The sequence below is a fragment of the Isoptericola sp. NPDC060185 genome (genome assembly GCF_042728595.1).
Lineage (GTDB): Bacteria > Actinomycetota > Actinomycetes > Actinomycetales > Cellulomonadaceae > Isoptericola.
In genome coordinates this window covers 37,855-61,702 of record NZ_JBHWYY010000009.1, presented here as the reverse complement: position 1 = coordinate 61,702, position 23,848 = coordinate 37,855, and the positions used below count along the sequence as shown (strand labels likewise).

The window sequence follows — 23,848 nt, the reverse complement described above, 5'->3', positions numbered from 1 at the left end:
GTCAATCCGACCGGTCAATCCGGCCGGTCAACCCTGCACCCGTAGCCGGTAGCCGATGCCGCGCACGGACATCACGCGCAGGTCGGGGACCACCCGCAGCCGCTTGCGGAGACGCTTGACGGCCGACGTCACCGGGTCGGGGTCGCCCAGGTAGCCCGTGCGCCACACGGTGCGGGTGAGCTCGGCGAACGACCAGACGCGGTCCGGCGCGGACGCGAGCGCCGCCAGCAGGTCGAACTCTCGCAACGACAGGTGCACGGGCACCCCGCCGGCCGTGACCTCCCGTGCCGCCAGGTCCACGGCGAGCTTGCCCAGCACGATCCGGCGCGCCCGGTCGGCCTCGTCTTCGGCCGTGGACGGCGGCGCGAACCGGCGCCCTGCGACGTCCGGGGTGGTGCGGCCCGGCTCCCGCCCGCCCGGGACCAGGACGTCGTCGCCCTGCCCGGCCTCGGGGGCGAGGGCGACGACGTGCGACGTCGGACGCTCCTGGTCGGGCTCGACCGCGGGCGCGCGGGCGTGCACCTCGAGCGCGTGCGACGACCCGTCGTCGGGCATCACCCCGGCGGCGGGCGGCCCGAGGAGCAGCCGCGCGCCGTCCGTGTCGGCGGTCGCGATCACGGCCACCTTCCCGCGCAGCAGGCGGGCCACCTCGCCGACGCGCTGCAGGGGCAGGCCGATGCACAGGACGTAACCACCGACCGGCTCGACCGGGTTCTCGTGGGGCATTGCCGTCCTCCGTCCGACACGTGCTCCGATGAGGTCGTGGACACCGTTTACCCAGGTGCCTATCAGAGTTCAGGCGGCACCGCCCGCCGACGGATGCCCGGGGCCGACCCGGAGCTGCCCCGTGACTGACCGGGAACTGGCCGCCGCCCGCCCTTGTCCGCCGGAGGATCCACGGCTGACCTGGAGGGTGGGCCCCGACCGGGCGCCCGTCACGACGTCCCCGTACCCGGGGACTCCCCACCGGGAGGAAGCGTGCACTCATCAACTCGCACGAGGAGGGGGTGGGTCGCGACGAGCGCGGCCCTCGCCCTCCTCGCCACGTCCGCGGCCGGGGTGGCGCCGGCGTTCGCCGCCACCGCCGATCCGCCTCTCGCCCCGTCGGGCACCGTGCCCGACCCCGAGGACAAGATCGCGACCGCCGTCGAGAAGGACCTCGACGCCGGCCCCGCGGACTTCTGGCTCGAGCTCACCGACACCGCCGACCTCGGCGCGGCGAAGGACATCGCCGACTGGGACGAGCGCGGGCAGTACGTCTACGACACCCTCACCGCCGTGGCCGACCGGTCGCAGGCGGACCTCCTCAAGGCGCTCGACTCCGCGGGCACCGACTACGAGACCTTCTGGATCTCCAACCGCATCCTGGTGCGCGACGGCGACGACGCCCTCGCCACCTCGCTCGCGCGGTCCCCCGAGGTCGCCCGGATCAGCGCCCCCACCACCTTCGACCTCGTCGAGCCGGTCGAGCGGGACAAGGCGCCGGACCGCAGCACGCAGTCCGTCGAGTGGGGCCTGCAGGCGATCAACGCCGACGACGCCTGGGCCCTCGGCTACACCGGCCAGGGCATCACGGTGGCCAACATCGACTCGGGCGTGCAGGGCGACCACCCGGCGCTCGCCCCCCACTACCGCGGCCTGCAGGCCGACGGCAGCATCGTGAACGACTACAACTGGTTCGACTCGTCGAACGCCTGCGCCGGTGACTCCCCCTGTGACACCGACGGCCACGGCAGCCACACGATGGGCACCATGGTGGGCGACGACGGCGCCGGCAACCAGATCGGCGTCGCCCCCGGCGCGGACTGGATCGCGGCGAACGGGTGCTCGTCCTGCTCGGACGCGGACCTGCTTGAGTCGGGCCAGTGGGTGCTCGCGCCCACCAAGGTGGACGGCAGCGACCCCGACCCCGCCCAGCGTCCCCAGGTGGTGAACAACTCGTGGGGCCTGGACGCGGCGGGTGCCATCGACGACTTCATGGCCGACGAGATCGCCGCCTGGGAGGCGGCCGGCATCTTCGGCACGTGGTCGGCGGGCAACGAGGGGCCGGGTTGCCGGTCCACGTCGTCGCCGGGCGCGAACGAGGCCACCTACTCCGTGGGAGCGTTCGACTCGTCGGGCAGCATCGCGGCGTTCTCGTCGCGCGGCACCGGTGAGAACTCCGGGATCAAGCCGAACATCTCGGCCCCCGGCGTCAACGTCCGCTCGTCCGTCCCCGGCAACGGTTACGCGTCGTACAACGGCACGTCGATGGCGGCACCGCACCTCGCGGGTGCCGTCGCGCTGCTGTGGAGCGCGGCGCCGAGCCTCGTCGGTCAGGTCGAGGAGACGCAGGCCCTGCTCGACGGCGCCGCCGTCGACGTCGACGACACGACCTGCGGCGGCACCGCCGACGACAACAACGTCTGGGGCGAGGGCAAGCTCGACGTCATGGCGCTGCTCGACGCCGCCCCCGTGGGCGAGACGGGCATCGTCTCCGGCACCGTCACGGACGCCGACGGCGCGGCCGTCGCCGGTGCCGAGGTGACCTTCGACGGCGCGCGGGACCGCACCGTGTCGACCGACGCGGACGGCGCGTTCGCCGCGGAGCTGCCCGTGGGCGGCTACGCCGTGAGCGCGACGGCCTTCGGGTACCTCCCGTCGGCGGCGACGGACGTCACGGTCGCCGTGGACGAGACCGTCACGCTGCCGATCACCCTGCAGCAAGCGCCGACCCACACGGTCTCCGGCACGGTCACCGAGAAGGACGGCTCGCCCACCGCGGGGGCCGTCGTCACGCTCTCGGGGCCGCTCGACGCCGTCACCACCGGCGACGACGGCAGGTACTCCCTCGCCGGCGTGCCCGAGGGCACGTACACCCTGAGCGTCTCCGCGGGCACCTGCGCGGCGCCGTTCAGCACCGAGGTCGTCGTCGACGGCGACGAGACGGTGAACGCCACCCTCAAGCGGCTGCTCGACGGCTACGGCTACTACTGCACCACCGGCGACGCCGGGGTCGCGGCCGGCGACACCCTGCTGGAGCTCACCGGCGACGACAAGGCGGCCTCGGTCGACCTGCCGTTCAGCTTCCCGTTCTACGGCGAGTCGTACGACTCGGCGTTCGTGACGACCAACGGGTTCCTGAACTTCCTGACGTCGTCCACCAGCCTGACGAACGGCGCCCTGCCGAGCGCGGCCGCCCCGAACGGCGCGATCTACCCGTTCTGGGACGACATGTACGCGGACGCGGAGTCGGGCGTCTACACCGGCGCCACGACCGTCGACGGCGTCGACGGGTTCGTCGTCGAGTGGCGCAACCTCCGCAAGTACCGGCCGGAGACGGACCGCGTGAACTTCTCGGCCACGCTCCTCGCCGACGGCCGCATCATCCTCGGCTACGGCGCGGTGACCGACACGGCGACCGCTCGCGGCGACTCCGCCACGATCGGCATCGAGGACGCGACGGGTGCCACGGCGTCCCAGTTCTCGTACAACGCGCCGGTCGTGCACGAGGGCCTGTCCGTGACGTACGACGTCGCCGGCATGGGCGCCGTGAAGGGCACCGTGACCGACGGCAACACGGGCGCCCCGCTCGAGGACGCCACCGTCACGATCACGTCGAAGGACGACGGGGACGAGACGGTCGTGACCACGGGCGCGGACGGCACCTACACCGCCCGGCTCCCGCTCGAGCGGTACGGGATCACCTACGCGAAGGACGCGTACGCGGGAGCCACCCGCAACGCGGCCCTCACGGAGGACGGCCAGGTCGTGACGCGCAACGTCGCGCTCGGCGCGGGCCGTCTCGCGGTGAACAAGGAGAGCGTCTCGGCCGCCCTCGGCATGGGCGGCACGGCGTCCCGCGCGTTCCGGGTGACGAACACCGGCACCGAGCCGGTGAACGTCTCCCTCGGCGCGAGCGGCGGCGACTTCGAGATGCTCGGGACGACGGGGTCGACGGGCGCGGTGATCAACCACGTCACCGACACCGCGACGATCCCCGAGCCGGCGAAGCCGGCGCGAGGCACCGCGGGCTCCGGGCTGGGCACGGCGGACGGGAAGAAGGGCTCGTTCGCGACGTCCGGCGCGAAGACCGGGACCGTCAGCCCCGACCTGGCGGCCGTCCCCCTCGCGGAGACGACGCTGACCCACTCGGCGTCGCAGGACATCGTCGCCAACAACTCGGTGGCCTGCAGCAACCAGGTGACCACGCAGGACAACGCGTACCTGCGCACCTTCACGCTGAGCGACTTCGGCATCGGCAGCGGGTTCGACGTGAAGAACGTGTCCTTCGCGGTCGAGGCCGCGCGGGTGGCGCAGCCGCTGACGGTCAACCTGTACACGCTCGACGGCGCCCTCGCGTACGCGAACATGACGCTCGTCGGCAGCGCGGAGACCACCGTCGGCACCGACGCGGGCGGCACCGTCGTGTCCGTGCCGGTCGAGGGCAGCGTGCCGAAGGGCGGCACGCTGGTCGTGGAGATCGACGTCCCGGCCGGCGGCTGGTTCTTCATCGGCTCGAACGACGCGGGTCAGACCGCGCCGTCCTACCTCCGGTCCGAGTCGTGCTCGATCCCCGAGCCGACCGACACCGCCGAGATCGGCTACCCCGACATGCACATCGTCATGAACGTGTCGGGCGAGACGGCCGGCGGGGGCGGCGGCATCGAGTGGCTGGACGTCCAGCCGCCCGAGCTCACGCTGGCCCCGGGGGCGTACGTGCAGGCCGCGGTCACCCTCACCGCCGACGTCGAGCAGCCGGGCGCGTACTCGGCCGTCATCACGGCGAAGGGCGACACCCCGTACGAGGCACCCACGGTCGCCGCGCTGATGACCGTCAAGGCGCCCACCGGCTGGGGCAAGGTCGCGGGCACGGTCACCGGGGACGGCGACCCGCTCGACGGCGCGGTCGTCCAGCTGAACGGCAAGGCGTACGACAAGACGCTCGTCACGGGCGCCGACGGGAAGTACGCGTACTGGATGCCCAGGTCCAACGGGCCGCTCCAGCTCGTCGCCGCGGCCAACGGGTTCATCCCCGTCGTCCGCACGGCCGCCATCGTCGCGGGGCAGACCTCGGTCTACGACGTCGACCTGAAGCCGCTGCCCTGACCCCCACCACCTGACAGGAGGACGACGTCGGCCCCGGCCTCGGGAGGCTTCTCCCGAGGCCGGGGCCTCGTCACGCGTGGCGACCACCTACCAGACGAGCCCGTCCAGGTGGTTGTGGCCGGCGAGGAGGCGTGCGATGCGCGCCCGCGCCGCCGCACGGTCGCCGGGCCGAGGGTGGTGCGCGGCCAGCGTGAGCTCCCCGTACATGTCGTAGAAGTTCAGCCGCTCGCGCAGGTGCTCCCGCTCGAACAGCTCGGGGTACGCGCCGCGCAGCCACCCGGGGACCTCGGCCAGCGCGGCCGCGTCGAGCCCGCGGTCGTCCGGCGTGGGCGGGAACTCTCGCGCCCTCGCGCACCAGCGGAGGATGGTGTCGAGCTCGGCGTCGGCCGGCTGGGCCACCGCCTCCGCGAAGTCGATCAGGCCGGTGACCCGCCCTCCCTCGACGATCAGGTTCGAGCCGTGGAGGTCGCCGTGGACGAGGACGGGCCGGTCGGCGGCGAACAGGACCAGCCGCTCCCGGACCCACGCCTCGGCGTCCGCGAGCAGGCGCAGGTCGTGCTCGGGCCGCCGGCGGGCGGCCTCGACCTGCTCAAGGGCCGCACCCACCACGGGCGGGTGGAACGCCGGCCACGGCCCGCCGGCAAGCGCACCCGCCAACCAGGGCGGCAGCAGGTCGGCGGGGACGGGGACGCGGTGGAGCGCGCGCAGCGCCGCGCCGAGGCTCTCGACGATCGACCGGCGCGTGCGCGCGTCCGCCGTCGGCCATGCGTCGTACAGGGTCCGGCCGGGCAGCCGCTCGGAGACGTACCACGGCCCGTCCGGGCCATCGCCGTGGCCGAGGTGCCGGGCGTGCGGGACCCCGCTGCCGGCGAGCAGGCCGACCACCCGCGCCTCGTGCCGGTAGGCGTCGCGGAACCGTGCGTCGGTGTTCAGCCGGACCACGACGTCGTCGCCGACCCACGCGCGGCTCACCCAGCCGGCCCTGGCCTCGAACCGTCCCGTCGCCGGCAGGCCGGCCGCCTCCAGGATCCGTCGCAGCACCGGATCGAGGGGCGGCCCGTCGCCGCCGGACGTGGCCCCGGTCGTCGTCATCCCTCGGAGGCGTACTGCGGGTCGTCCGGGTCGTCGCGGTCGGCCCAGCTCCCGACGACGGGGAACTCCGCCACCCGCAGGCGCGCGACGCCGTAGGGCACGAGGGTGACGTCGTCGCCGGCGCCGCGCTCCAGCAGCGGGCTGGGCGGCGGGGGCGGCGCGTCCACGCCCTGCGCCCGCCACTCGGTGGCCCTGGCACCGGGCGCGTGCACCTTCACCGGCGAGCCCTCGCCCGGCCGCGGGCCGGCGAGGCCCCACGGGACCTCGCGGACAGGGGCACGCTCCACCTCCCAGGACGCGGCATGCGCGACGTCCGCGAGCGCCTTGTTCCACGACGTGCGGCGGTGGACCTCCCACTCCCCGAGGCCGGGCGCGCCCGGCACCTCGACCCAGTTCTCGCCGAGCGGGTGCACCATCGACAGCGGGCCGAGGAAGACGGCGGCCGCCTGGCGCGCCCGGCGCACGACGCGCGGGACCATCGGCAGCACGAGCCGCACCTCGGCGCCGCCGGCCCACGACCGGTGCAGCGTGACGTACCCGCCGACGGGCTCGGCGTCGACGGCCTCGCCGTCCACGGTGAGCTCGAACGACGTCGCCCAGCCGGGCACCCGCAGCTGCAGGTCGAAGGGGTCGGCGCGGTCGGTGACGACGTCGACGGCGATGGTCTCCTCGAACGGGTAGGCGGTCCGGACGGTCAGCTGCACCGCATCGCCCCCGACGTCGGTGCGCACCACGGCGGGCGCGTACGCGACGGCGCGCAGCCCGCCGTCGTCAGCCCGCATCCACAGGTTCCGGACGAACTTGGGCCAGCCCTGGTGGAGGTTCGCCGTGCAGCACCCGAAGTGCGGCTCGAGGCCGAACAGGTTCGCGTCGTCGGAGGAGAACGACCAGTCGCGGCGTGCCACGGACACCTCGAGCTGCGTGGCCTGCTGGTGGTACTGGTGCGCCAGCATGCGCGGGTCGCACGACGCGGGCAGCAGGTTGAAGGCCAGCGACTCCAGCCGGTCGCCGTGCACGCCGTCGCCGAACGTGGCGGCGAGCACGCCGCACGTGAACATCATCTCGACGACCTGGCAGGTCTCGATGCCGGCCGCCGCCTCCGGGCCGCCGAGCCACTCGTCGCCGGAGAACCACCCGTGCGCCTGCCCGTGCCAGCGGTCGAGGTTCGCGAAGGAGCGCTCGGTGGCGGCCCGGTGGGCGTCGTCGCCGTCGCGCACCCAGTCGACCGCGCCCTTCTTGAGGCCCATCGCGACGTTCGGGCCGTGGATGCGGTGCGAGAAGACGCGCGCCGCGCCGGTGATGAGGTCGCCGCCGAGGTAGTCGTCCCAGCGGATGGTCTGCGCGTCGAGGACGTCGACGAGGTCGAGGAGCCACTCCTCCCCGGTGCGGTGGTGCAGCCACCACACCGACAGGGCGTTGTCGGCGCCGCGCGCCCGTCCCCACGAGCGCAGCGGGCGGCCCGGCAGGTGCTCCAGCTGGTGGCGGAAGTACCGCTGGAGGAACGGCACGACCCGCTCGTCGCCGGTGGCGTCCGCGTGCTGGGTGAGCACCTTGAGGGCGACCATGCGCGGCCACCAGTCGTCGTTGGTCGCCGGGCCGAAGAAGCCGTCCTCGCGCTGGGAGGCGAGGATCGCCTCGACCCAGGGTTGCACCTGCGCGAGCAGCCCCTCGTCCTCGAGCACGTGCGCGAGGGGCAGCAGGCCGTCGAGGTAGTACGGGCCGCGCTCCCAGTCCTCGCCGTCGACGCCGCCGCGCCAGGCGTTGGTCGGGCCGACGTCGGGCCAGATCTTCTCGAGCTGTCCCGTGAGGCCGTCGGCCTGGAGGCGGAGCTGGTCGCGCAGCCAGCCGCGCGGGGTGATCGCGCCGAGGGGCAGCTCGCGCCCGGCGGGTGCCCGCGACGTGGTGCCCGACGGCGTGGCAGGAGTGTTCACGGTGGAGCCTTTCACTTGATCGAGCCCCCGATGAGGCCCTTGGTGTAGTAGCGCTGGAGCGCGAGGAAGAGGATGACGACGGGGACGGTGGCGACGCAGGCGGTCGCCGTGAGGAGACCCGGGTCGACGATCTGCACGCCCGGGATCTTGAACGACGTCGTGATGTTCGTGAGCGCGAGGGGCAGCGTGTACTTGTCCTCGCTGGACAGGAAGACCACGGAGCTGAGCAGGTCGTTCCAGCCCGCCATGAAGCCGAAGAGGCAGACCGTGACGACGCCCGGCCACGCGAGCGGCACCATGACGGACCGCAGCATCCGGCCGAGGCCCGCGCCGTCGAGCTGGGCCGCCTCCTCCAGCTCCGTGGGGATCCCGTCGAGCGTGTTGCGCATGACGAATACGGAGAACGGCAGCTGGAGCGTGACCAGCACGAGGACCACGCCCGTGAGCGAGTCGAGCAGGCCGAGCTTGCCGAGCACGATCGACAGGGGCGTGAGCAGCCCCTGGTACGGCACGACCATCGGCCCGAGCAGGACGACGAAGACCAGCGCCGCGAGCGGGAAGCGCAGGCGGGACAGCGCGTAGCCCGCGAGCGTGGCCACGAGCCCGGTCAGCAGCGCCACGCTGATCGCGACGACGAACGAGTTGCGCACGTACGTCGTGATGCCGACCGACGGGTCGAAGATCCGCGCGTAGTTCGCGGCGGTGAGGTCGAGGAGCGACCCCCAGCCGATCCCGTCGGCGTCCGCGGACGCCGGCAGGAACGACCGGAGCGCGATGTACAGGACGGGCGCGAGGGACGCGAGCGCCAGGACGGTGCCCCCGACCACGTACGCGGCCGAGGAGAGCGACCGGTGTCCGGCGCGCGCCCGCGGCTCGCGCCCGCGGCGGGCGGGGGCGGCGGCGCCCGGGGTGGTCCGGGTGAGCGTGGTCATGACTGCGCCTCCCCGCCGCCCGCCCGCAGGGCGCGCAGCTGGATCACGGCGAGCGCGAGGATGATCGCCGTGATGATCATCGACAGCGCCGCCCCGTAGCCGAGGTTGTACCGCACGAACGACTGCGCGTACGTGTACATCACGGCCGTGGTGGTGGCGCCGCTCGGGCCGCCCTTGGTGAGCACGAAGAACTGGTCGAACACGAGCAGGGTGCCGGACACCGCGAGGATGAGGCACAGCGCGAACTGGCGGCGGATGAGCGGGAACGTCACCGACACCTCCCGGCGCCACCAGCCCGCGCCGTCGATCTTCGCGGCGTCGTACACCTCGCAGGGCACGGCCTGCATGCCGGCCATCAACAGGATCATCGCGACGCCCATGCCCTTCCAGACCGTCAGCGCGACGATGGCCCAGAACGCGCGCGTCGGGTCCGTGAACCAGGCGGTCCGGCCGTCGGACAGGCCGAGCGAGCGGAACAGCACGTTGAGCACCCCGGTGCCCGGCATGAGCATCACCGACGCCATGTAGGCGGCGGCCGTGAAGCCGATGACGACGGGGACGAAGAACGCGGTGCGCACGAACGACACCACGCGCCCCTCGCCGCGCACCATGACCGCCGCCGCGTAGGAGACCAGCAGCGACAGCGGCACGAGCACGACCGTGAAGAGCACCGAGAACACGAGGGCGCGCGCGAAGGTGCCGTCGCCGAACGCCCGCGCGTAGTTGGCGAGACCGGCGGGGCGGACCTGGCCCAGCAGGGGCCAGTCGGCGAACGACATGACCACGAGCAGGACGAGCGGGACCACGAAGAAGACGAGCGAGAGCAGCAGCGCCGGGGAGACCAGCAGCAGGCCGAGCGCCGCCTTGCGGCCGGCGGCCCGGCGACGTCCGACGCCGGGCCGCGGGAGCGCGCGCGTCACGGGAGCGTGTGCGACGACCATGGGAGACCGCCTCAGCCCACCTGGTTGTACGCGTCGGCGATGAGCTGGTCCGCCTGCTGCGTGGCCTTGTCGAGCGCCGCCTTCGGGTCGGCGCCCTGGAAGATCGCCGCCTGCGAGTTCTGCGCCCACGGCCCGTTGGGGTCGTTGATGGTCGCGAAGTAGGCGATCGACTTCGGCAGCTTGCCGACGGCCAGCGACCCGACGCGGTTCGTCGCCCACTCGTCCTCGGCGAGGTCGTCGGCGAGCTTCAGGTCGGGGGCGATCCACCCGGCCTCGCCGTTGATCGTCGCCGCCTCCCGATCGGTGACGAGCCACTCGAGGAGCGTCCACGCCTCGTCCGGGTGCTCCGAGCCGCGCGGGATCGCGGCCTGGTTGCCGCCCAGGAACGACGCGAGCTCGCCGTCGCTGCCAGGGATGCCCGCGGCGGAGCCGAACTCGTCCTCCTGGCCGGCGAACACGTTGGCCCCGGTGAACATGATGCCGACCTTGCCCGCGAGGGCGTTCTGGCTGCCGACGTTGCCCGGGTCCTGGTTGGGCTCGTCGGTCGGCTGCATCAGCCCGGACTCCCACATGTCCTGGTACCAGGACACCATGTCGACCATCGCCGGGTCGTCGAAGGTGCTCGTCTGGTCCGGTCCTGCCTCGGTGAAGACGTCCCCGCCGTCGGCCCACCCGCTGGGGAACCCGGTGAACGCCTGCCCGACGCCGCCGATCGTCGAGAAGCCCGTGACGTCGTCCCCGAGAGCCTGGATCTCCTCGGCGTACGCCTTGACCTGGGCGAGGCCCTTCGGCGGCGTGTCGGGGTCGAGCCCCGCCTCGGTGAAGAGCTTCTTGTTCCAGAACATCTGGGATCCGGTGAGCGCCACCGGCAGGGAGTACACCGCGTCGTCGAGCGTGCCGATGTCGACCCCCGCCTCTGCGACGTCGGCGAGGTTCGGCAGCGCCTGCGCCTTGTCCGTGATGTCGAGGAGCTGTCCCTGCGTCGCCAGCAGCGGCGCGTTGATGATGTCGAAGTCGATGAGGTCCGGCACCGAGCCGGCGCGGATGGAGTTCGCGAACTTCGTCAGGTACTGGTCGTTGTTGACCAGCGTGACGTCGACCTTGATGTCGGGGTGGGCCTTCTCGAACGCGGCCACCTGCTTGTCGAGGGAGTTGTCCCCGTCACGGGCCCACACGTCGAGCGTGACGGGCCCGCCGTCGCCGGCACCGTCGTCCGCGCTGCACGCGGCGAGCACGGGGGTGGCGGCCAGGGCGGTGACCACGAGCAGGGCCAGCCTGCGTCGCCGGAGGGAGGGCTTCATCGTCGATCTCCTTCGTCGGGAGACGCCCGGCAACTGTGCCGCGCGTTTGCGGCAAACTATTCCGCGTGTTGCCGTCCTGTCAACGCCCCATGGGTTCGAACCTGCCCTATGATGCGGAAACGTTGCCGTCGTCAACGTCGGCAGAGCGAGGGAGGGACGGGCCATGGGGCACGGGCGTGTGACGCTGGCGCAGGTCGCCGAGTCCAGCGGCGTCTCGATCGGGACGGTGTCCAAGGCGCTCAACGGCCGCGGGCAGCTGAGCGACGCGACGCGCCGGCGTGTGCTCGACGCCGCCGCGGAGCTCGGCTTCGAGGCGAGCCCGGACGTGCGGGCCCAGGCCTCAGGACGGTCTTTCATCGTCGGGGTGCTCTCGACCGACTCGTACGGCCGGTTCACCATCCCGATCCTCACCGGCGCGGAGGACACCTTCGGGGCCGGCGAGATCTCGATGCTGCTCGCCGAGAGCCGGGGCGACCCGATCCGTGAACGGCACTACGTCCAGACGCTGCGCAGCCGCAACGTCGACGGCATCATCGTCGCCGGTCGCACCAGCGACGCCCGGACGTCGATCACGTCGCTCCTCGGCATCCCCGCGGTGTACGCGCTCTCGCCGTCCCAGGACCCCGACGACGTCTCGGTGGTCCCGGACGACGCCGGCGGCGCGGCGCGGGCGATCGCGCACCTCGTGGGAACCGGCCGCCGCCGCATCGCCGTCGTCGTCGGGCCCCGGCGCCACACCGCGAGCAACCACCGCGTCGACGGCGCGACCCGCGCGCTCCACGAGCTCGGCGCCGAGCTGGCCGGGGGCGAGGTCCTGTACGGGGAGTGGACCGAGCGGTGGGGCTACGAGGCGGCCCGCCGGCTGCTCGAGACCACGACCTTCGACGGCGTGTTCTGCGCCAACGACCAGATCGCACGGGGCGTCCTCGAGTGCCTGCGCGAGAGCGGTGTGGCCGCGCCCGACGCCGTGGGCGTGGTCGGCGTCGACAACTGGGACGTCATCGTCGAGGCGGCCAGGCCCAGCATCACCTCGGTGGACCTCAACCTGCGGACCGTGGGCCGTCGCGCGGCCGAGCTGCTCGTCCGCAAGATCGGCGGGGAGGACGTCCCCGGCGGCGTCGAGCTCGTCGACTGCATCCTCGTGCCCCGGCTCTCGACCTGAGCGAGCCCGGCCCGGGCACTCCGGGGACGACGAAGGCCCCGGCCCCCTCGAGAGGGGACCGGGGCCTTCGCGCGTCAGGCGTCAGGCGTTCAGCCGGCGACGACCTTGACGGAGATCTTCGCCGAGACCTCGGGGTGCAGGCGCACCGACACGGTGTACTCACCGGTCGTCTTGATCGGCTGGCCGATCTCGATCTTGCGCTTGTCGACCTGCGGGCCGTTGGCGGCCACGACCGCGTCGGCGATGTCACCGGTGGTGACAGCACCGAACAGGCGGCCGGACGCGCCGGCGTGCGCCGAGACGACGACCGTCTTGGCGGCCAGCGAGTCGGCCACCGCCTTGGCCTCGTCCAGCGTGGCGATCTCGCGGGCCTTGCGGGCCTTGCGGATCGCGGAGACCTGGGACTCGGCGCCCTTGGTCCAGGGGGTGGCCAGGCGGCGCGGGATGAGGAAGTTCCGGGCGTACCCGTCCTTCACCTCGACGACGTCGCCAGGCTCACCGAGACCGGTGACCTCGTGGGTCAGGATCAGCTTCGACATGATTCAGTGATCCTTCCGGTCAGCGGGCCGAGGACGAGTACGGCAGCAGCGCCATCTCACGGGCGTTCTTCACGGCACGGGCGATCTGGCGCTGCTCCTGGACGGAGACGCCGGTCACGCGACGCGCGCGGATCTTGCCGCGGTCGGAGATGAACTTGCGCAGCAGCGCGGTGTCCTTGTAGTCGACGGACTCGATCTTGGCCGTCTTGAGCGGGTTGGCCTTCTTCTTGGGCTTGCGCACCACAGGCTTCGCCATGGTGTTGCTCCTTCTCAGGTGCAGTCCTCACGACCGTCCGGCCAAGGGCCGGCGTCGGAGGACAGGGTGATCTGGGGACTGGCGTCGATCAGAACGGGGGCTCGTCCGAGAACCCGCCTCCGGAGGAGGCGGGGCCGGCCGTGGCCCACGGGTCGTTGCTCTGACCGCCGCCGGAAGAACCGAAGCCTCCGCCGGGCTGGCCGCCACCCTGGGAGCCGCCGTAGCCGCCCCCCTGGTTGCCGCCGCCACCGCCGAAGCCGCCGCCGCCACCGGAGCGCTGGGCACGGGTGACCTTCGCCGAGGCACTCCTCAGCGACGGGCCGACCTCGTCGACCTGCAGCTCCACGACGGTGCGCTTCTCCCCCTCACGCGTCTCGTACGAGCGCTGCGTCAGACGGCCCTGCGCGATGACGCGCATGCCCTTCGTCAGCGACTCGGCGACGTTCTCGGCCGCGTCCCGCCAGATCGAGCAGCGCAGGAACAGCGTGTCGCCGTCCTTCCACTCGTTGGTCTGGCGGTCGAACAGGCGCGGCGTGGACGCGATCGTGAAGTTGGCGACGGCAGCACCTGACGGGGTGAAGCGCAGCTCCGGGTCCGCGGTCAGGTTTCCGATCACCGTGATGACGGTGTCACCAGCCATGCCAAGCTCCTTCGTTCGTCCGAGAGTCGTGAGGGAATCCCATCACGGGGCGCCGACATCCGTGTCATCGACAGGGACGTCGCCCGCGACAGGGGCAGAAGTTCGGTTCAGGTCTCAGCGGGCGCCGGTGCGGAGGATCTTGGTGCGCAGCACGGCCTCGTTCAGGCCGAGCTGGCGGTCCAGCTCCTTCGCGGTGTCCGACGTCGACGTGAAGTCGACGACGGCGTAGATGCCCTCGGAACGCTTGTTGATGTCGTACGCCATGCGGCGACGACCCCAGATGTCGACCTTGTCGACGGAGCCGCCCTCGGTCGAGATGACCGACAGGTACTTCTCCAGCGACGGGGCCACGGTGCGCTCCTCGACCTCCGGGTCCAGGATCACCATCAGCTCGTACTGACGCATGTGTTCAACCCACCTCCTCTGGTCTCAGCGGTCACGGTCGTTCCGTGACAGGAGGGTTCATTCGTGCGTCGGCCGCGCCCCACCTCGGAACGATCCGGGGTGGTGGGCACAGCCAGTCGACCAGGATACCCGCCCGTGCGGGTCTCCCGGAAATCGTTCAGTCGTTCTGCCCGACGCCGTCGAGGATGCCGCCCCCGCCGTCGTCGGGCGGCGGGGTCGTCGAGTCCGTGGGCTTCGGGTTGTTCCCGTTCCCGTTGCCGTTGCTGGGGTCGGGGCCCTTCGACACGACGATCGTCACGGTGCTCCCGGGGTCGAGGCTGGTGCCCTGGCCGGGATCCTGACCGAGCACCTGGCCCACCGGCTGGTCGCTGAACTCCTCCTGCACCCGCACCTCGAGCGCGTCGCCCCGGAGGAGCTGCTCCGCCGTCGTCCGCGGCTGCCCGACGACGTTCGGCACCACGACCTGCTGCGGCTGGTCCGGCTGTCCCGTCGAGACGATGACGGTGATGGTCGAGTTCGGCGGGACCTGCGTGCCCGCTCCCCTGACCTCCAGGACCTGGCCCTTGGGCGCGTCGCTGTTCTGCGCCTGCGGCCGGGCGACGAGGCCCAGCTTCTCGAGCTCGCGCGTCGCCTTCGCCACGTCCTGACCGGCGAGGTTCGGCACGGTGACCAGCTCCTCCTCGGTCTCGGTGGGCGTCGGCGACGGCGTGAAGGTGGGCTGCGCCGGGACGTACTCCGGGAAGTCCTCCTCCGGCATGCCCTCGGTCGCGACCTTCATGAAGTCGGTCCACGCGCGCACCGGCCACGAACCACCCGTGATGCCGAGGCCCTGCTGCTTCCACTCGCCGAACGTGTCGATCGGGGCGATGCCGCCCAGGATCCCCTTCTCGAGGTCCACGTTCTTGTACTGGCGCAGCCCGACGACGGTGGTCAGCTGCGGCACGAAGCCGGCGAACCACGCGGACTTGTTCTCCTGCGAGGTACCCGTCTTGCCGGCCACCGGCCGGTTGAGCTCCTGCGCGGTCTTCCCGGAGCCCTTCTCGACCACCTGCGTCATGGCGTACGTCGCGGCCGTGATGTCGTCCGCGTCGAAGACCTTCTTCTGCTCCGTGGGCCCGGCGTAGACGTCGGTCCCGTCGAGGGTCTGCACCTTCTCCACGACGTGCGTCGTCGTGCGGTAGCCACCGGCAGCGATGGTCGAGTACGCCCGGGCGAGGTCGATGGGGTAGACCGGGGCCGTGCCGAGCACATTCGACGGGTTGGCGTCGATCTTGGTCGCCTGCCGGATCCCCGCCCGGTGCGCGACCTCCGCGGTCGTCTTCGGGCCGATGTCCATGTTGAGCTGCGCGTACGCCGAGTTGACGGAGTTGGCCGTCGCGTCCGCGAGGCTGATCGACGACCCGTAGTCGTAGTAGCCGAAGTTGTCGGGCTCCCACAGCTTCCCGGTGGCCGGGTCGTCGACCACCGGCTGTCCGGTGTCGGGGTCGACCGGGTGGCCCGGGGAGTTGCCGTCGAACTTGTCCTCGAGGGTGATGCCCTTCTCGAGGGCGCCGAGCAGCGTGAACGGCTTGAAGGTCGATCCTCCCTGCACGGTGTCCTGCGTCGCGACGTTGAGCGACTGCTTGACGTAGTCCTTGCCGCCGTAGAGCGCCTTCACCGCCCCGGTCTGCGGGTCGACGGACACGAGCGACATGCGCACGTTCTTGTTCGCGTCGTCGGGCAGCGACTTGGCGACGTCCACGGCCGCGTTCTGCAGCTTCTGGTCGATCGTCGTCGTGATCTTGAGGCCGCGGGTGTCGAGGTCCGTCTCCGTGAAGGGGCCGTCCGGGTTGGCGTCGGTGCGGATGAGCTCCTTGCGCACCGCGGCGAGCAGGTAGCCCTTCTGCCCGCCCCAGGTGTTGGTGGCTTCCTTCTTCTTCTGGAACTTGGGGAACTTCGCCTTCGCGCGCTCGTCCGCGGTGATGTACCCCTGCTCGTACATCCGCTTGATGCCGCGGTCGAAGCGGACCTTCGCCTGCTTCTCGTTGACCGACGGGTCCCAGTTGTTCGGCGACGGGATGATGCCGGCCAGCAGCGCGGCCTCGGACGGCGTGAGGTCCTTGGCGTCCTTCTTGAAGTACTCCTGCGACGCCGCCTGGATGCCGTAGGTGTTGCGGCCCCAGTAGATGGTGTTGAGGTAGTTCTCCAGCACCTCTTCCTTGGGCTGGGTCTGCCCCACCTTGAGCGCGATGATCGCCTCGCGCGCCTTGCCCGCGTACGACTTCGTGGTGTCCATGTAGTACCGCTCGACGTACTGCTGCGTGAGCGTGGACGCACCCTGCGTGCCGCCGGTCGTGACGTTGGTGTAGGCGGCGCGCGCGATGCCCTTGAGATCGACGCCGCTGTTGGTCCAGAAGGTCTTGTCCTCGGACGCGACGACGGCGTTGCCGACGTACGGCGGCAGGTCGGCGAGCTTGATCTTCTCGCGCTTCTGCTCGCCGAACGTGCCCATGACCTTGCCGTTCGACCAGTAGACGGTCGTGGCCTGGTTGTTCACCTGCTCGAGGTTGTCGGGGATCGTCGTCGTGCTCCACGCGGCCACGAACAGGCCGGCGCCCAGCGCCGTCCCCGTCAGGGCGGTGCCGACGACGATCCGCCACGAGGGCAGCCAACGCCGCACCGGGCCCTTGTGCGGGCGCGGGTAGTTCCAGAAGCGACGTCTCCTCGCCACGTCAAGCCTTTCGTCGTGCGGGACCGGCGGCGCTCTCGTACAGTGCTCGGCCGGCCTGCGGACCACAGGGAACACTAGGCGATGGCGCACCGCCGACGGGAGCCCCGTGCGCTCCGGGCGACGGTTTGCGCCGAGCGTCCCCACCCCTTTGGCCCCCGCTTCGCGGAACCTTCACAACTGGGCCGGCGTGCCGTCCGGACCCCCGCCGTTGCACGACCATGTCGACGAGTCCTATTCTCGCGATGTATCGAGTCGATACGTCGTGACGACGGGTCGGCAGCAGCAACGGGACAGGACGGAAGGGGAACCCTCGTGCGCAGCAGGTCTGTGGTGCTCGAGACGGCCATCCTCGGCCTGCTCAACTCCGCCCCGCTGCACGGGTACGAGCTGCGCAAGCGGCTCAACCTGCTGCTCGGCTCGTTCCGCGCGTTCTCCTACGGCACCCTCTACCCGGCGCTGAAGTCCCTCGTCGCGCGCGGTCTCATCGAGACCACCGAGCGAGAGACCCCGGCGCCCGCGGTCCGGACGGGCGCCCGACAGGCCGGGGCCAAGTCCTCGGGCAAGGCACCCCTGACGGGCCGGCGCGGCAAGATCGTGTACCGGCTGACCGCGGACGGCAAGGAGCACCTCCAGACCGTCCTCGCGTCGTCCGGCCCCGCCGCCTGGGAGGACGAGAACTTCGACGTCCGCTTCGCGTTCTTCGCGCAGACGGACGCCGAGACCCGCATCCGCATCCTCGAGGGCCGGCGCACCCGGCTCACCGAGCGGCTGGAAGCGGTCCGAGAGTCTGCCGCACGCACCCGCGAGCGGCTCGACGAGTACACCCTCGAGCTGCAGCGCCACGGGCTCGAACAGGTCGAGCGCGAGGTGCGCTGGCTCGACGGACTCATCACCACGGAACGCGACCGTGCTCTCGGCCGCGCCCGCGACCACAGCGCCGGGGTGGACGACACCCCGGCCCAGAGAAACAAGGAGCGAGGATGACCTCCGTCCGCGTTGCCATCGTCGGTGTCGGAAACTGCGCATCGTCCCTGATCCAGGGCGTGCACTTCTACCGTGACGCCGACCCCACCGACACCGTCCCCGGCCTCATGCACGTGCAGCTCGGCGACTACCACGTGCGGGACCTGGAGTTCGTGGCGGCTTTCGACGTCGACGCGAAGAAGGTCGGCTTCGACCTCGCCGAGGCGATCCACGCCTCGGAGAACAACACCATCAAGTTCGCCGACGTCCCGCCCACCGGCGTCGTCGTCCAGCGCGGCCACACGCTCGACGGCCTCGGGGACTACTACTCCGCGACGATCGACGAGTCGGACGCCGAGCCCGTCGACGTCGTGCAGGCGCTCAAGGACGCGAAGGTCGACGTCCTCGTCTCCTACCTGCCCGTCGGCTCCGAGGCGGCGGACAAGTTCTACGCGCAGGCCGCGATCGACGCGAAGGTCGCCTTCGTCAACGCCCTGCCCGTCTTCATCGCCTCCGACCCCGAGTGGGCCAAGAAGTTCGAGGACGCCGGCGTGCCGATCGTCGGCGACGACATCAAGTCGCAGGTCGGCGCCACGATCACGCACCGCGTGCTCGCCAAGCTGTTCGAGGACCGCGGCGTCGTGCTGGACCGCACGTACCAGCTGAACGTCGGCGGCAACATGGACTTCAAGAACATGCTGCAGCGCGACCGCCTCGAGTCGAAGAAGGTCTCCAAGACGCAGGCGGTGACCTCCAACCTCGAGGGCCCGCTCGGCGGCAAGAAGGAGGACCGCAACGTCCACATCGGCCCGTCGGACTACGTCGCCTGGCTCGACGACCGCAAGTGGGCGTACGTCCGCCTCGAGGGCCGCGCGTTCGGCGAGGTGCCCCTGAACCTGGAGTACAAGCTCGAGGTGTGGGACTCCCCCAACTCCGCCGGCATCATCATCGACGCCGTCCGCGCCGCGAAGATCGCGCTGGACCGCGGCATCGGCGGCCCGATCCTGTCGGCGTCGACCTACTTCATGAAGTCCCCGCCCGTGCAGATGGAGGACACCGCCGGCCGCGCCCAGCTCGAGGCCTTCATCCGCGGCGAGGTCGAGCGCTGACCCGACGCCACCTGAGAGCGAGGTCCTCCCCCGTCCTGTCGGGGGGAGGACCTCGCTCTCTCGTGCGCCGGTCCGTGGGAGGGTGAGGACGTGGGAGCGATGAGCGAGACCTGGTCCGAGCTGCGCGCGCTGCTGCGACTGGAGGGCTTCCGCAAGCTCTTCACCGTGCGCCTGGTCTCGCAGGCGGGCGACGGGATGTTCCAGGTCGGACTGGCGTCGCTCCTGTTCTTCTCCCCCGAGTCCCAGGGCACCGCCGCCGCGATCGCCGGCGCGTTCGCCGTCATGCTCGCGCCCTTCACCATCGTCGGGCCGTTCGCCGGCGTGCTCCTGGACCGGTGGCAGCGCCGGCAAGTGCTGGTGTGGGGCAACGCCGTGCGTGTGGTGCTCACGCTCGGCATGGCGGGCCTCATGCTCGCCGGGGGCGTGAGCGGCTGGATCTACGCGGTCGGCCTGGCCGCGCTGTCGGTCAACCGCTTCCTCCTGGCCGGCCTGTCCGCGGGCCTGCCGCGCGTGGTCGACGGCCCGCTGCTGCTCACCGCCAACTCCCTGTCCCCCACGCTCGGCGCCGGTGCGGCGTTCGTGGGCGGCGGCATCGGCTTCGTCCTCGGCCTGATGTTCGAGCCGGGTCGGGTCAAGGACTCCTCCGCGCTCGTGTGCGCGGCGCTCGTCTTCGCCGTCGCCTCGCTGCTGGCGACCCGGCTCGGCCGCACCCAGCTCGGGCCGGAGGCCCCCGCGGAGGCCGACCTGCGCAGCGAGATCGCGAAGGTCGCCCGCGGCCTGGCCGACGGCGCCCGCTACCTCGTCGCGCGCCGCACCCCCGGCCAGGCGCTCCTCGCCATGGCGGTGCACCGCTTCCTCTACGGCGTCGTCTTCATCGCGTCGATCCTCATCTCGCGCAACCTGCTCGACCCGGGCAGTCAGAGCGCCGGGATGGGCACGTTCGCCGTCGTCATCGGCCTCACCGGCGCGGGCGGTGCCGTCGCGATGGTGCTGACGCCCACGCTCTCGCGCCGCACCGGCCCCCAGGGCTGGATCGCGATCATGCTGCTCCTGGCCGCGGCCAGCCAGCTCCTGCTCGTCACGACCCCCGCCCGCGCCGTCGTCTACGCCGGCGCCGCCCTCCTCGGCCTGGCCGCGCAGGGCACCAAGATCGCGGTGGACACCATCGTGCAGCGCGACGCCGAGGACGAGTTCCGGGGCCGCGCGTTCGCCTTCTACGACGTCCTCTACAACGCGGCGTTCGTCGGCGCCGCCGCCCTGGCGGCCTTCACCCTGCCCGACACCGGCTGGTCGCGCGGCGTGTTCGTCGGCCTCGCCGTCGCCTACGTCGTCGCCGCCCTCCTCATGGCGACGCGCGGCGCGCGCACAGCCGCCGAGCTGCCCCCGCGCCTCCGCCGCGCGAGCGACGCCGGCGGCGCCGAGGACGCGGCCACCCGCGCCTGACCTGGGCGTCCACCGCCCGGCACGACCGTGAACCGTCGGTTCACGGTCGTTGCCGTTCCCGGCCTTGTTCGCGGCCCGGACCGCCCGCAGGCTGGGTGTGGTCCGCGCGGAGACCCGTCCGCCTGGCACCGACGAGTTCGGTCGGAAAAACAGGTCGTCACGGGTGCGGGAATATCGCAGGATGGTTCGTGGTCGTACACAGTACGGTCTCGCCTTCCGGCGACCGCACCGAGGGTGACCGTCCCCCGGACACGACCGACCCACGACGACGTGCCGCGCCCACCGGCGTGGTGCTGACCTGCCCTCCGCCGGGCTCGCCCGGCACCGACGCGAGCGGAGCACCGCGTGCCAGCCCCCCGACCGACAGACACCACCGTCCCGTCCGCCGCCAGCACCCCGGAGGCCGCCCTGACCCCCACCACCACCGACGGCGCCCCCGCCGCGGCCGGCATCGTCATCGACGAGGCCGTGCCCCAGCGCCTGACGCGCCAGCAGTTCACCGTCATCGCTCTGCTGCTGGGCTCGGCGTTCGTCGTCATCCTCAACGAGACGACGATGAGCGTCGCCCTGGCGCCACTCATGACCGACCTCGGCATCACCGCCAGCACCGGGCAGTGGCTCACCACGGCCTTCATGCTCACGATGTCGGTGATCATCCCGGCCACCGGGTTCCTGCTGCAGCGCCTCGGCACCCGCGGCGCCTACCTGCTGGCGATGTCGCTGTTCAGCGCGGGCACCCTGCTCGCCGCACTCTCCCCCGGCTTCGGGTGGCTGCTGGGCGGCCGCATCGTGCAGGCCTCGGGCACGGCGATCATGATGCCGCTGCTCATGACCACGATCATGACGGTGGTGCCCCCGGGCATCCGCGGCAAGGTGATGGGCAACATCTCCATCGTCATGGCCGCGGCCCCGGCGCTCGGTCCCTTCGTGTCCGGCATCATCCTCAGCTCCCTGAGCTGGCGGTGGGTCTTCGGCATCGTGCTCCCGATCGCCGTCCTCGCGCTGGTCATGGGCTTTTTGTACATCCGAGACGTCGCAGACCGTAGACATTCGCGCCTCGACCCGCTGTCGCTGTTCCTCGCGGCCGTGGCGTTCGGCGGCCTCGTGTACGGCCTGTCCAGCCTCGGCGAGGCGGCACGCCACGCGCCGCCCGTCGCCCCGTGGATCCCGATCGTCGTCGGCGCCGCGGTCCTCGGCCTGTTCGTCTGGCGACAGCTCCTCCTGGCCCGTGACGACCGCGCGCTGCTCGACCTCGGCGTGTTCCGGTTCCGCTCCTTCTCAGTGAGCCTCGCGATCATGGCCGTCGGCATGCTCGCCATGTTCGGCTCCCTGATCCTGCTACCCCTCTTCCTCCAGCAGGCCCTCGGTCTCGACCCGCTGTGGACGGGACTCGTGGTCCTCCCGGGCGGTGCTCTCATGGGCCTGCTCGGCCCGGTCGTCGGCAGGCTCTACGACCGAGTGGGCCCGCGCCCGCTGGTCACGCCCGGCCTGGCTGTCGTGACGATCGCGCTGGCCCTGTTCACGCGGGTGCACGCGGACTCGTCGCCGTGGTACATCTTGGCGCTGCACGTGACGCTCAGCCTCGGCCTCGCGTTCATGTTCACGCCGCTGTTCACCTCGGCGCTCTCGTCGCTCACCCCGCGGCTGTACTCCCACGGGTCGGCCGCGATCGGCACCGTGCAGCAGCTCGCCGGCGCCGCCGGCACCGCGATGTTCGTCGCGGTCATGACCACGCGGTCCGTCGCCCTCATGGAGGACGGCGCGACGGCGCAGGTCGCGCTCGCCGAGGGCGTCGGGGACGCGTTCGTCTGGGGCGCGGCGATCATGCTCGTCGCGGTGGGGCTGTCGCTCCTGCTGCGGCGCGTGCCGGACGGCGCCGAGGGCGCGCCCGCCGCGCACTGACCGGGCCTCGGCGCGGGCCGGCCACGTCACGGGCCGGCCCGGTCACGGGCGGTCACCGTCAACCGACGGTGGCCGCCCGTCGTCGTCCCGTCAGGCGGCGGACGGGGAGGCGTGCGTCGTGTCGCGGGCCGCGACGCGGAACGCGGGCGCGAGCAGGACGACGCCCAGCGCCAGGAGCGCGGGCACGGCGAACGCGAGCCGCAGGCTCAGCACCTCGGCGACGCCGCCGATGAGGCCCGCCCCGACGACGAAGCCGACGTAGTTGAAGAGGTTGACCCGCGCGACGGCGATCCCGGTGCCCTCGGGGTCCAGCCGGCCGGCCACGGAGAACGACAGCGGCACCACCACGCTCAGCCCGAGCCCCGTGAGACCGAAGCCCACGATCGCCAGCCACGGGCTGGGGGCGAGCGTCACCGCGGTGAGCCCGGCCGCCCCGATCAGCCCGCCGACGGCCACGGGCACCACCGGGCCGAACCGGTTGACCTGCCGGTCCGCGGCGAGGCGCCCCACGAGCTGGCAGCCCAGGTACGCGGCGAGGCCCAGCGGGGCCACGTTGGCCGCGGCCCCGAGGGCGTCCTGGATGTACTTGGTGGACCAGTTCGACGTCGCCGAGTCAGCCACGTAGACGATCGTGACGGCCAGCCCCACCAGGACGAGCGGGCCCCACGGCGGTGCCGCGGGCTTCGGTGCGGCGGGCTTCGACGTCGCGGCCTTCGGCGCGGCCTGCCCGGCCGTCCGGTCCGGCAGGACCAGCCCCGGCACCGCGCCGACGTCGGGCACCGCCGGGCGCACCGGACGCGCGAGGACCGTCGCGACGAGGTCGACGGACACCCCCACCGCGGCCACGAGGGCGAGCCCGCCGGCGAGCGACCAGCCCGCGGAGTGCGCCAGCACCGCGGCGAGCGAGCCGAGGATGCCGCCCACGCTCCAGGCGCCGTGGAACGAGTTGAGTAGGCTGCGGCCGTACCGCTGCTCCACCTCGACGCCCTGCATGTTCATGCTGGCGTCCACCAGGCCGAGCAGCAGCCCCACCGACGCGACGACGGGGTAGAGCACGCCGACCGTCGGGACGAGGCCCACCCCGAGGATCGCGAGCGCCACCAGCGGCCCGCACACGCGCAGCAGCCGCGCGCTGCCGACCCGCGGCGCCAGCGCCCCCGCGAGGACGCTGCCCACGCCGGCCACGATCGGCACCAGCAGCAGGATCAGGGTCAGCAGCCCGTCGGAGATGCCGAGGTCGTGCTGCAGCGTCGGCACCTGCGCGAGCAGGCCCGCGAAGCACATGCCCTGCACCAGGTAGAACGCGGCGACCACGAGCCGCGCCCGCCGGTCCCCGCGGTCCTCCGTCGTCGCGACCACGCCCGACAGCCCGCTCATGTCCCGCCTCCGCTCGTCGCGCCGCCGGGCTCGCCGTCGGGCCCGTGCGCGAGCCCG

Annotated in this window: 18 protein-coding genes; 6 read left to right on the top strand and 12 right to left on the bottom strand. The window is 72.2% G+C overall.

The features are described from left to right. Positions 1-27: 27 nt before the first annotated feature. On the bottom strand, positions 28-726 hold the full coding sequence (locus tag ACFWDO_RS05645) for a winged helix-turn-helix domain-containing protein (RefSeq protein ID WP_380324560.1): 699 nt from the start codon (positions 724-726) through the stop codon (positions 28-30). A gap of 252 nt (positions 727-978) precedes the next feature. Between ACFWDO_RS05645 and ACFWDO_RS05640 the strand changes: the two genes are divergently transcribed. Then, positions 979-5,088 (top strand): carboxypeptidase regulatory-like domain-containing protein, encoded by a 4,110-nt coding sequence (locus tag ACFWDO_RS05640; protein ID WP_380324557.1) that lies wholly within the window; start codon positions 979-981, stop codon positions 5,086-5,088. Positions 5,089-5,175: 87 nt separating this feature from the next. Here the strand turns inward: ACFWDO_RS05640 and ACFWDO_RS05635 are convergent, their stop codons facing one another. Genes ACFWDO_RS05635 through ACFWDO_RS05615 form a run of 5 tightly spaced genes read right to left on the bottom strand, consistent with a single transcriptional unit; the run spans position 5,176 to position 11,285 of the window. Further along, positions 5,176-6,180 carry a phosphotransferase family protein gene (locus tag ACFWDO_RS05635; RefSeq protein ID WP_380318839.1) on the bottom strand — a complete coding sequence of 335 codons (1,005 nt, stop codon included), beginning with the start codon at positions 6,178-6,180 and terminating at the stop codon, positions 5,176-5,178. Further along, a complete protein-coding gene (locus ACFWDO_RS05630) occupies positions 6,177-8,111 on the bottom strand; it encodes a beta-L-arabinofuranosidase domain-containing protein (RefSeq protein WP_380318842.1) in 1,935 nt (644 codons plus the stop codon). Before ACFWDO_RS05630 ends, ACFWDO_RS05635 begins: the two co-directional genes overlap by 4 nt. A gap of 11 nt (positions 8,112-8,122) precedes the next feature. After that, positions 8,123-9,043: a carbohydrate ABC transporter permease gene (locus ACFWDO_RS05625; RefSeq protein WP_380318845.1), complete on the bottom strand. Its 921-nt coding sequence runs from the start codon at positions 9,041-9,043 to the stop codon at positions 8,123-8,125. After that, positions 9,040-9,963: a carbohydrate ABC transporter permease gene (locus tag ACFWDO_RS05620; RefSeq protein WP_380318848.1), complete on the bottom strand. Its 924-nt coding sequence runs from the start codon at positions 9,961-9,963 to the stop codon at positions 9,040-9,042. Before ACFWDO_RS05620 ends, ACFWDO_RS05625 begins: the two co-directional genes overlap by 4 nt. 32 nt (positions 9,964-9,995) lie before the next feature. After that, positions 9,996-11,285, bottom strand: coding sequence for an ABC transporter substrate-binding protein (locus tag ACFWDO_RS05615; RefSeq protein ID WP_380318851.1), 1,290 nt, complete (start codon positions 11,283-11,285; stop codon positions 9,996-9,998). Between the two features lie 163 nt (positions 11,286-11,448). Here ACFWDO_RS05615 and ACFWDO_RS05610 point away from each other — a divergent pair, with 163 nt between their 5' ends. Further along, positions 11,449-12,447 carry a LacI family DNA-binding transcriptional regulator gene (locus tag ACFWDO_RS05610; RefSeq protein WP_380318854.1) on the top strand — a complete coding sequence of 333 codons (999 nt, stop codon included), beginning with the start codon at positions 11,449-11,451 and terminating at the stop codon, positions 12,445-12,447. An 89-nt stretch (positions 12,448-12,536) separates the two neighbouring features. Here the strand turns inward: ACFWDO_RS05610 and rplI are convergent, their stop codons facing one another. The 5 genes from rplI to ACFWDO_RS05585 all read right to left on the bottom strand — a co-directional run bounded on the left by rplI (position 12,537) and on the right by ACFWDO_RS05585 (position 16,997). Then, positions 12,537-12,986, bottom strand: coding sequence for a 50S ribosomal protein L9 (rplI, locus tag ACFWDO_RS05605; RefSeq protein WP_380318857.1), 450 nt, complete (start codon positions 12,984-12,986; stop codon positions 12,537-12,539). A gap of 19 nt (positions 12,987-13,005) precedes the next feature. Further along, positions 13,006-13,242, bottom strand: a complete 237-nt coding sequence (gene rpsR, locus ACFWDO_RS05600; protein WP_100422261.1) for a 30S ribosomal protein S18 — start codon at positions 13,240-13,242, stop codon at positions 13,006-13,008. A gap of 88 nt (positions 13,243-13,330) precedes the next feature. Beyond that, positions 13,331-13,882: a single-stranded DNA-binding protein gene (locus tag ACFWDO_RS05595; protein WP_380318860.1), complete on the bottom strand. Its 552-nt coding sequence runs from the start codon at positions 13,880-13,882 to the stop codon at positions 13,331-13,333. Positions 13,883-13,996: 114 nt separating this feature from the next. Then, positions 13,997-14,287 (bottom strand): 30S ribosomal protein S6, encoded by a 291-nt coding sequence (gene rpsF, locus ACFWDO_RS05590; RefSeq protein WP_380318863.1) that lies wholly within the window; start codon positions 14,285-14,287, stop codon positions 13,997-13,999. Positions 14,288-14,444: 157 nt separating this feature from the next. Further along, entirely contained in the window at positions 14,445-16,997 is a 2,553-nt protein-coding gene (locus ACFWDO_RS05585) for a transglycosylase domain-containing protein (protein ID WP_380318866.1), read from the bottom strand. Positions 16,998-17,309: 312 nt separating this feature from the next. Here ACFWDO_RS05585 and ACFWDO_RS05580 point away from each other — a divergent pair, with 312 nt between their 5' ends. The 4 genes from ACFWDO_RS05580 (at position 17,310) to ACFWDO_RS05565 (ending at position 22,414) form a co-directional block, all read left to right on the top strand. Next, positions 17,310-17,981: a helix-turn-helix transcriptional regulator gene (locus ACFWDO_RS05580; protein WP_380318869.1), complete on the top strand. Its 672-nt coding sequence runs from the start codon at positions 17,310-17,312 to the stop codon at positions 17,979-17,981. Further along, the gene (locus ACFWDO_RS05575) at positions 17,978-19,069 is read left to right on the top strand and encodes an inositol-3-phosphate synthase (RefSeq protein WP_380318872.1); all 1,092 of its coding nucleotides are present in this window, start codon (positions 17,978-17,980) and stop codon (positions 19,067-19,069) included. The genes ACFWDO_RS05580 and ACFWDO_RS05575 overlap by 4 nt, the downstream gene beginning before the upstream one ends. Before the next feature lie 99 nt (positions 19,070-19,168). Beyond that, positions 19,169-20,512, top strand: a complete 1,344-nt coding sequence (locus tag ACFWDO_RS05570) for an MFS transporter (RefSeq protein WP_380318875.1) — start codon at positions 19,169-19,171, stop codon at positions 20,510-20,512. 345 nt (positions 20,513-20,857) lie between these two features. Beyond that, positions 20,858-22,414 (top strand): MDR family MFS transporter, encoded by a 1,557-nt coding sequence (locus ACFWDO_RS05565; RefSeq protein ID WP_380318878.1) that lies wholly within the window; start codon positions 20,858-20,860, stop codon positions 22,412-22,414. 90 nt (positions 22,415-22,504) lie between these two features. Here ACFWDO_RS05565 and ACFWDO_RS05560 read toward each other — a convergent pair whose 3' ends face one another. Further along, on the bottom strand, positions 22,505-23,791 hold the full coding sequence (locus ACFWDO_RS05560) for an MFS transporter (protein WP_380318881.1): 1,287 nt from the start codon (positions 23,789-23,791) through the stop codon (positions 22,505-22,507). Between the last annotated feature and the right edge of the window lie 57 nt (positions 23,792-23,848).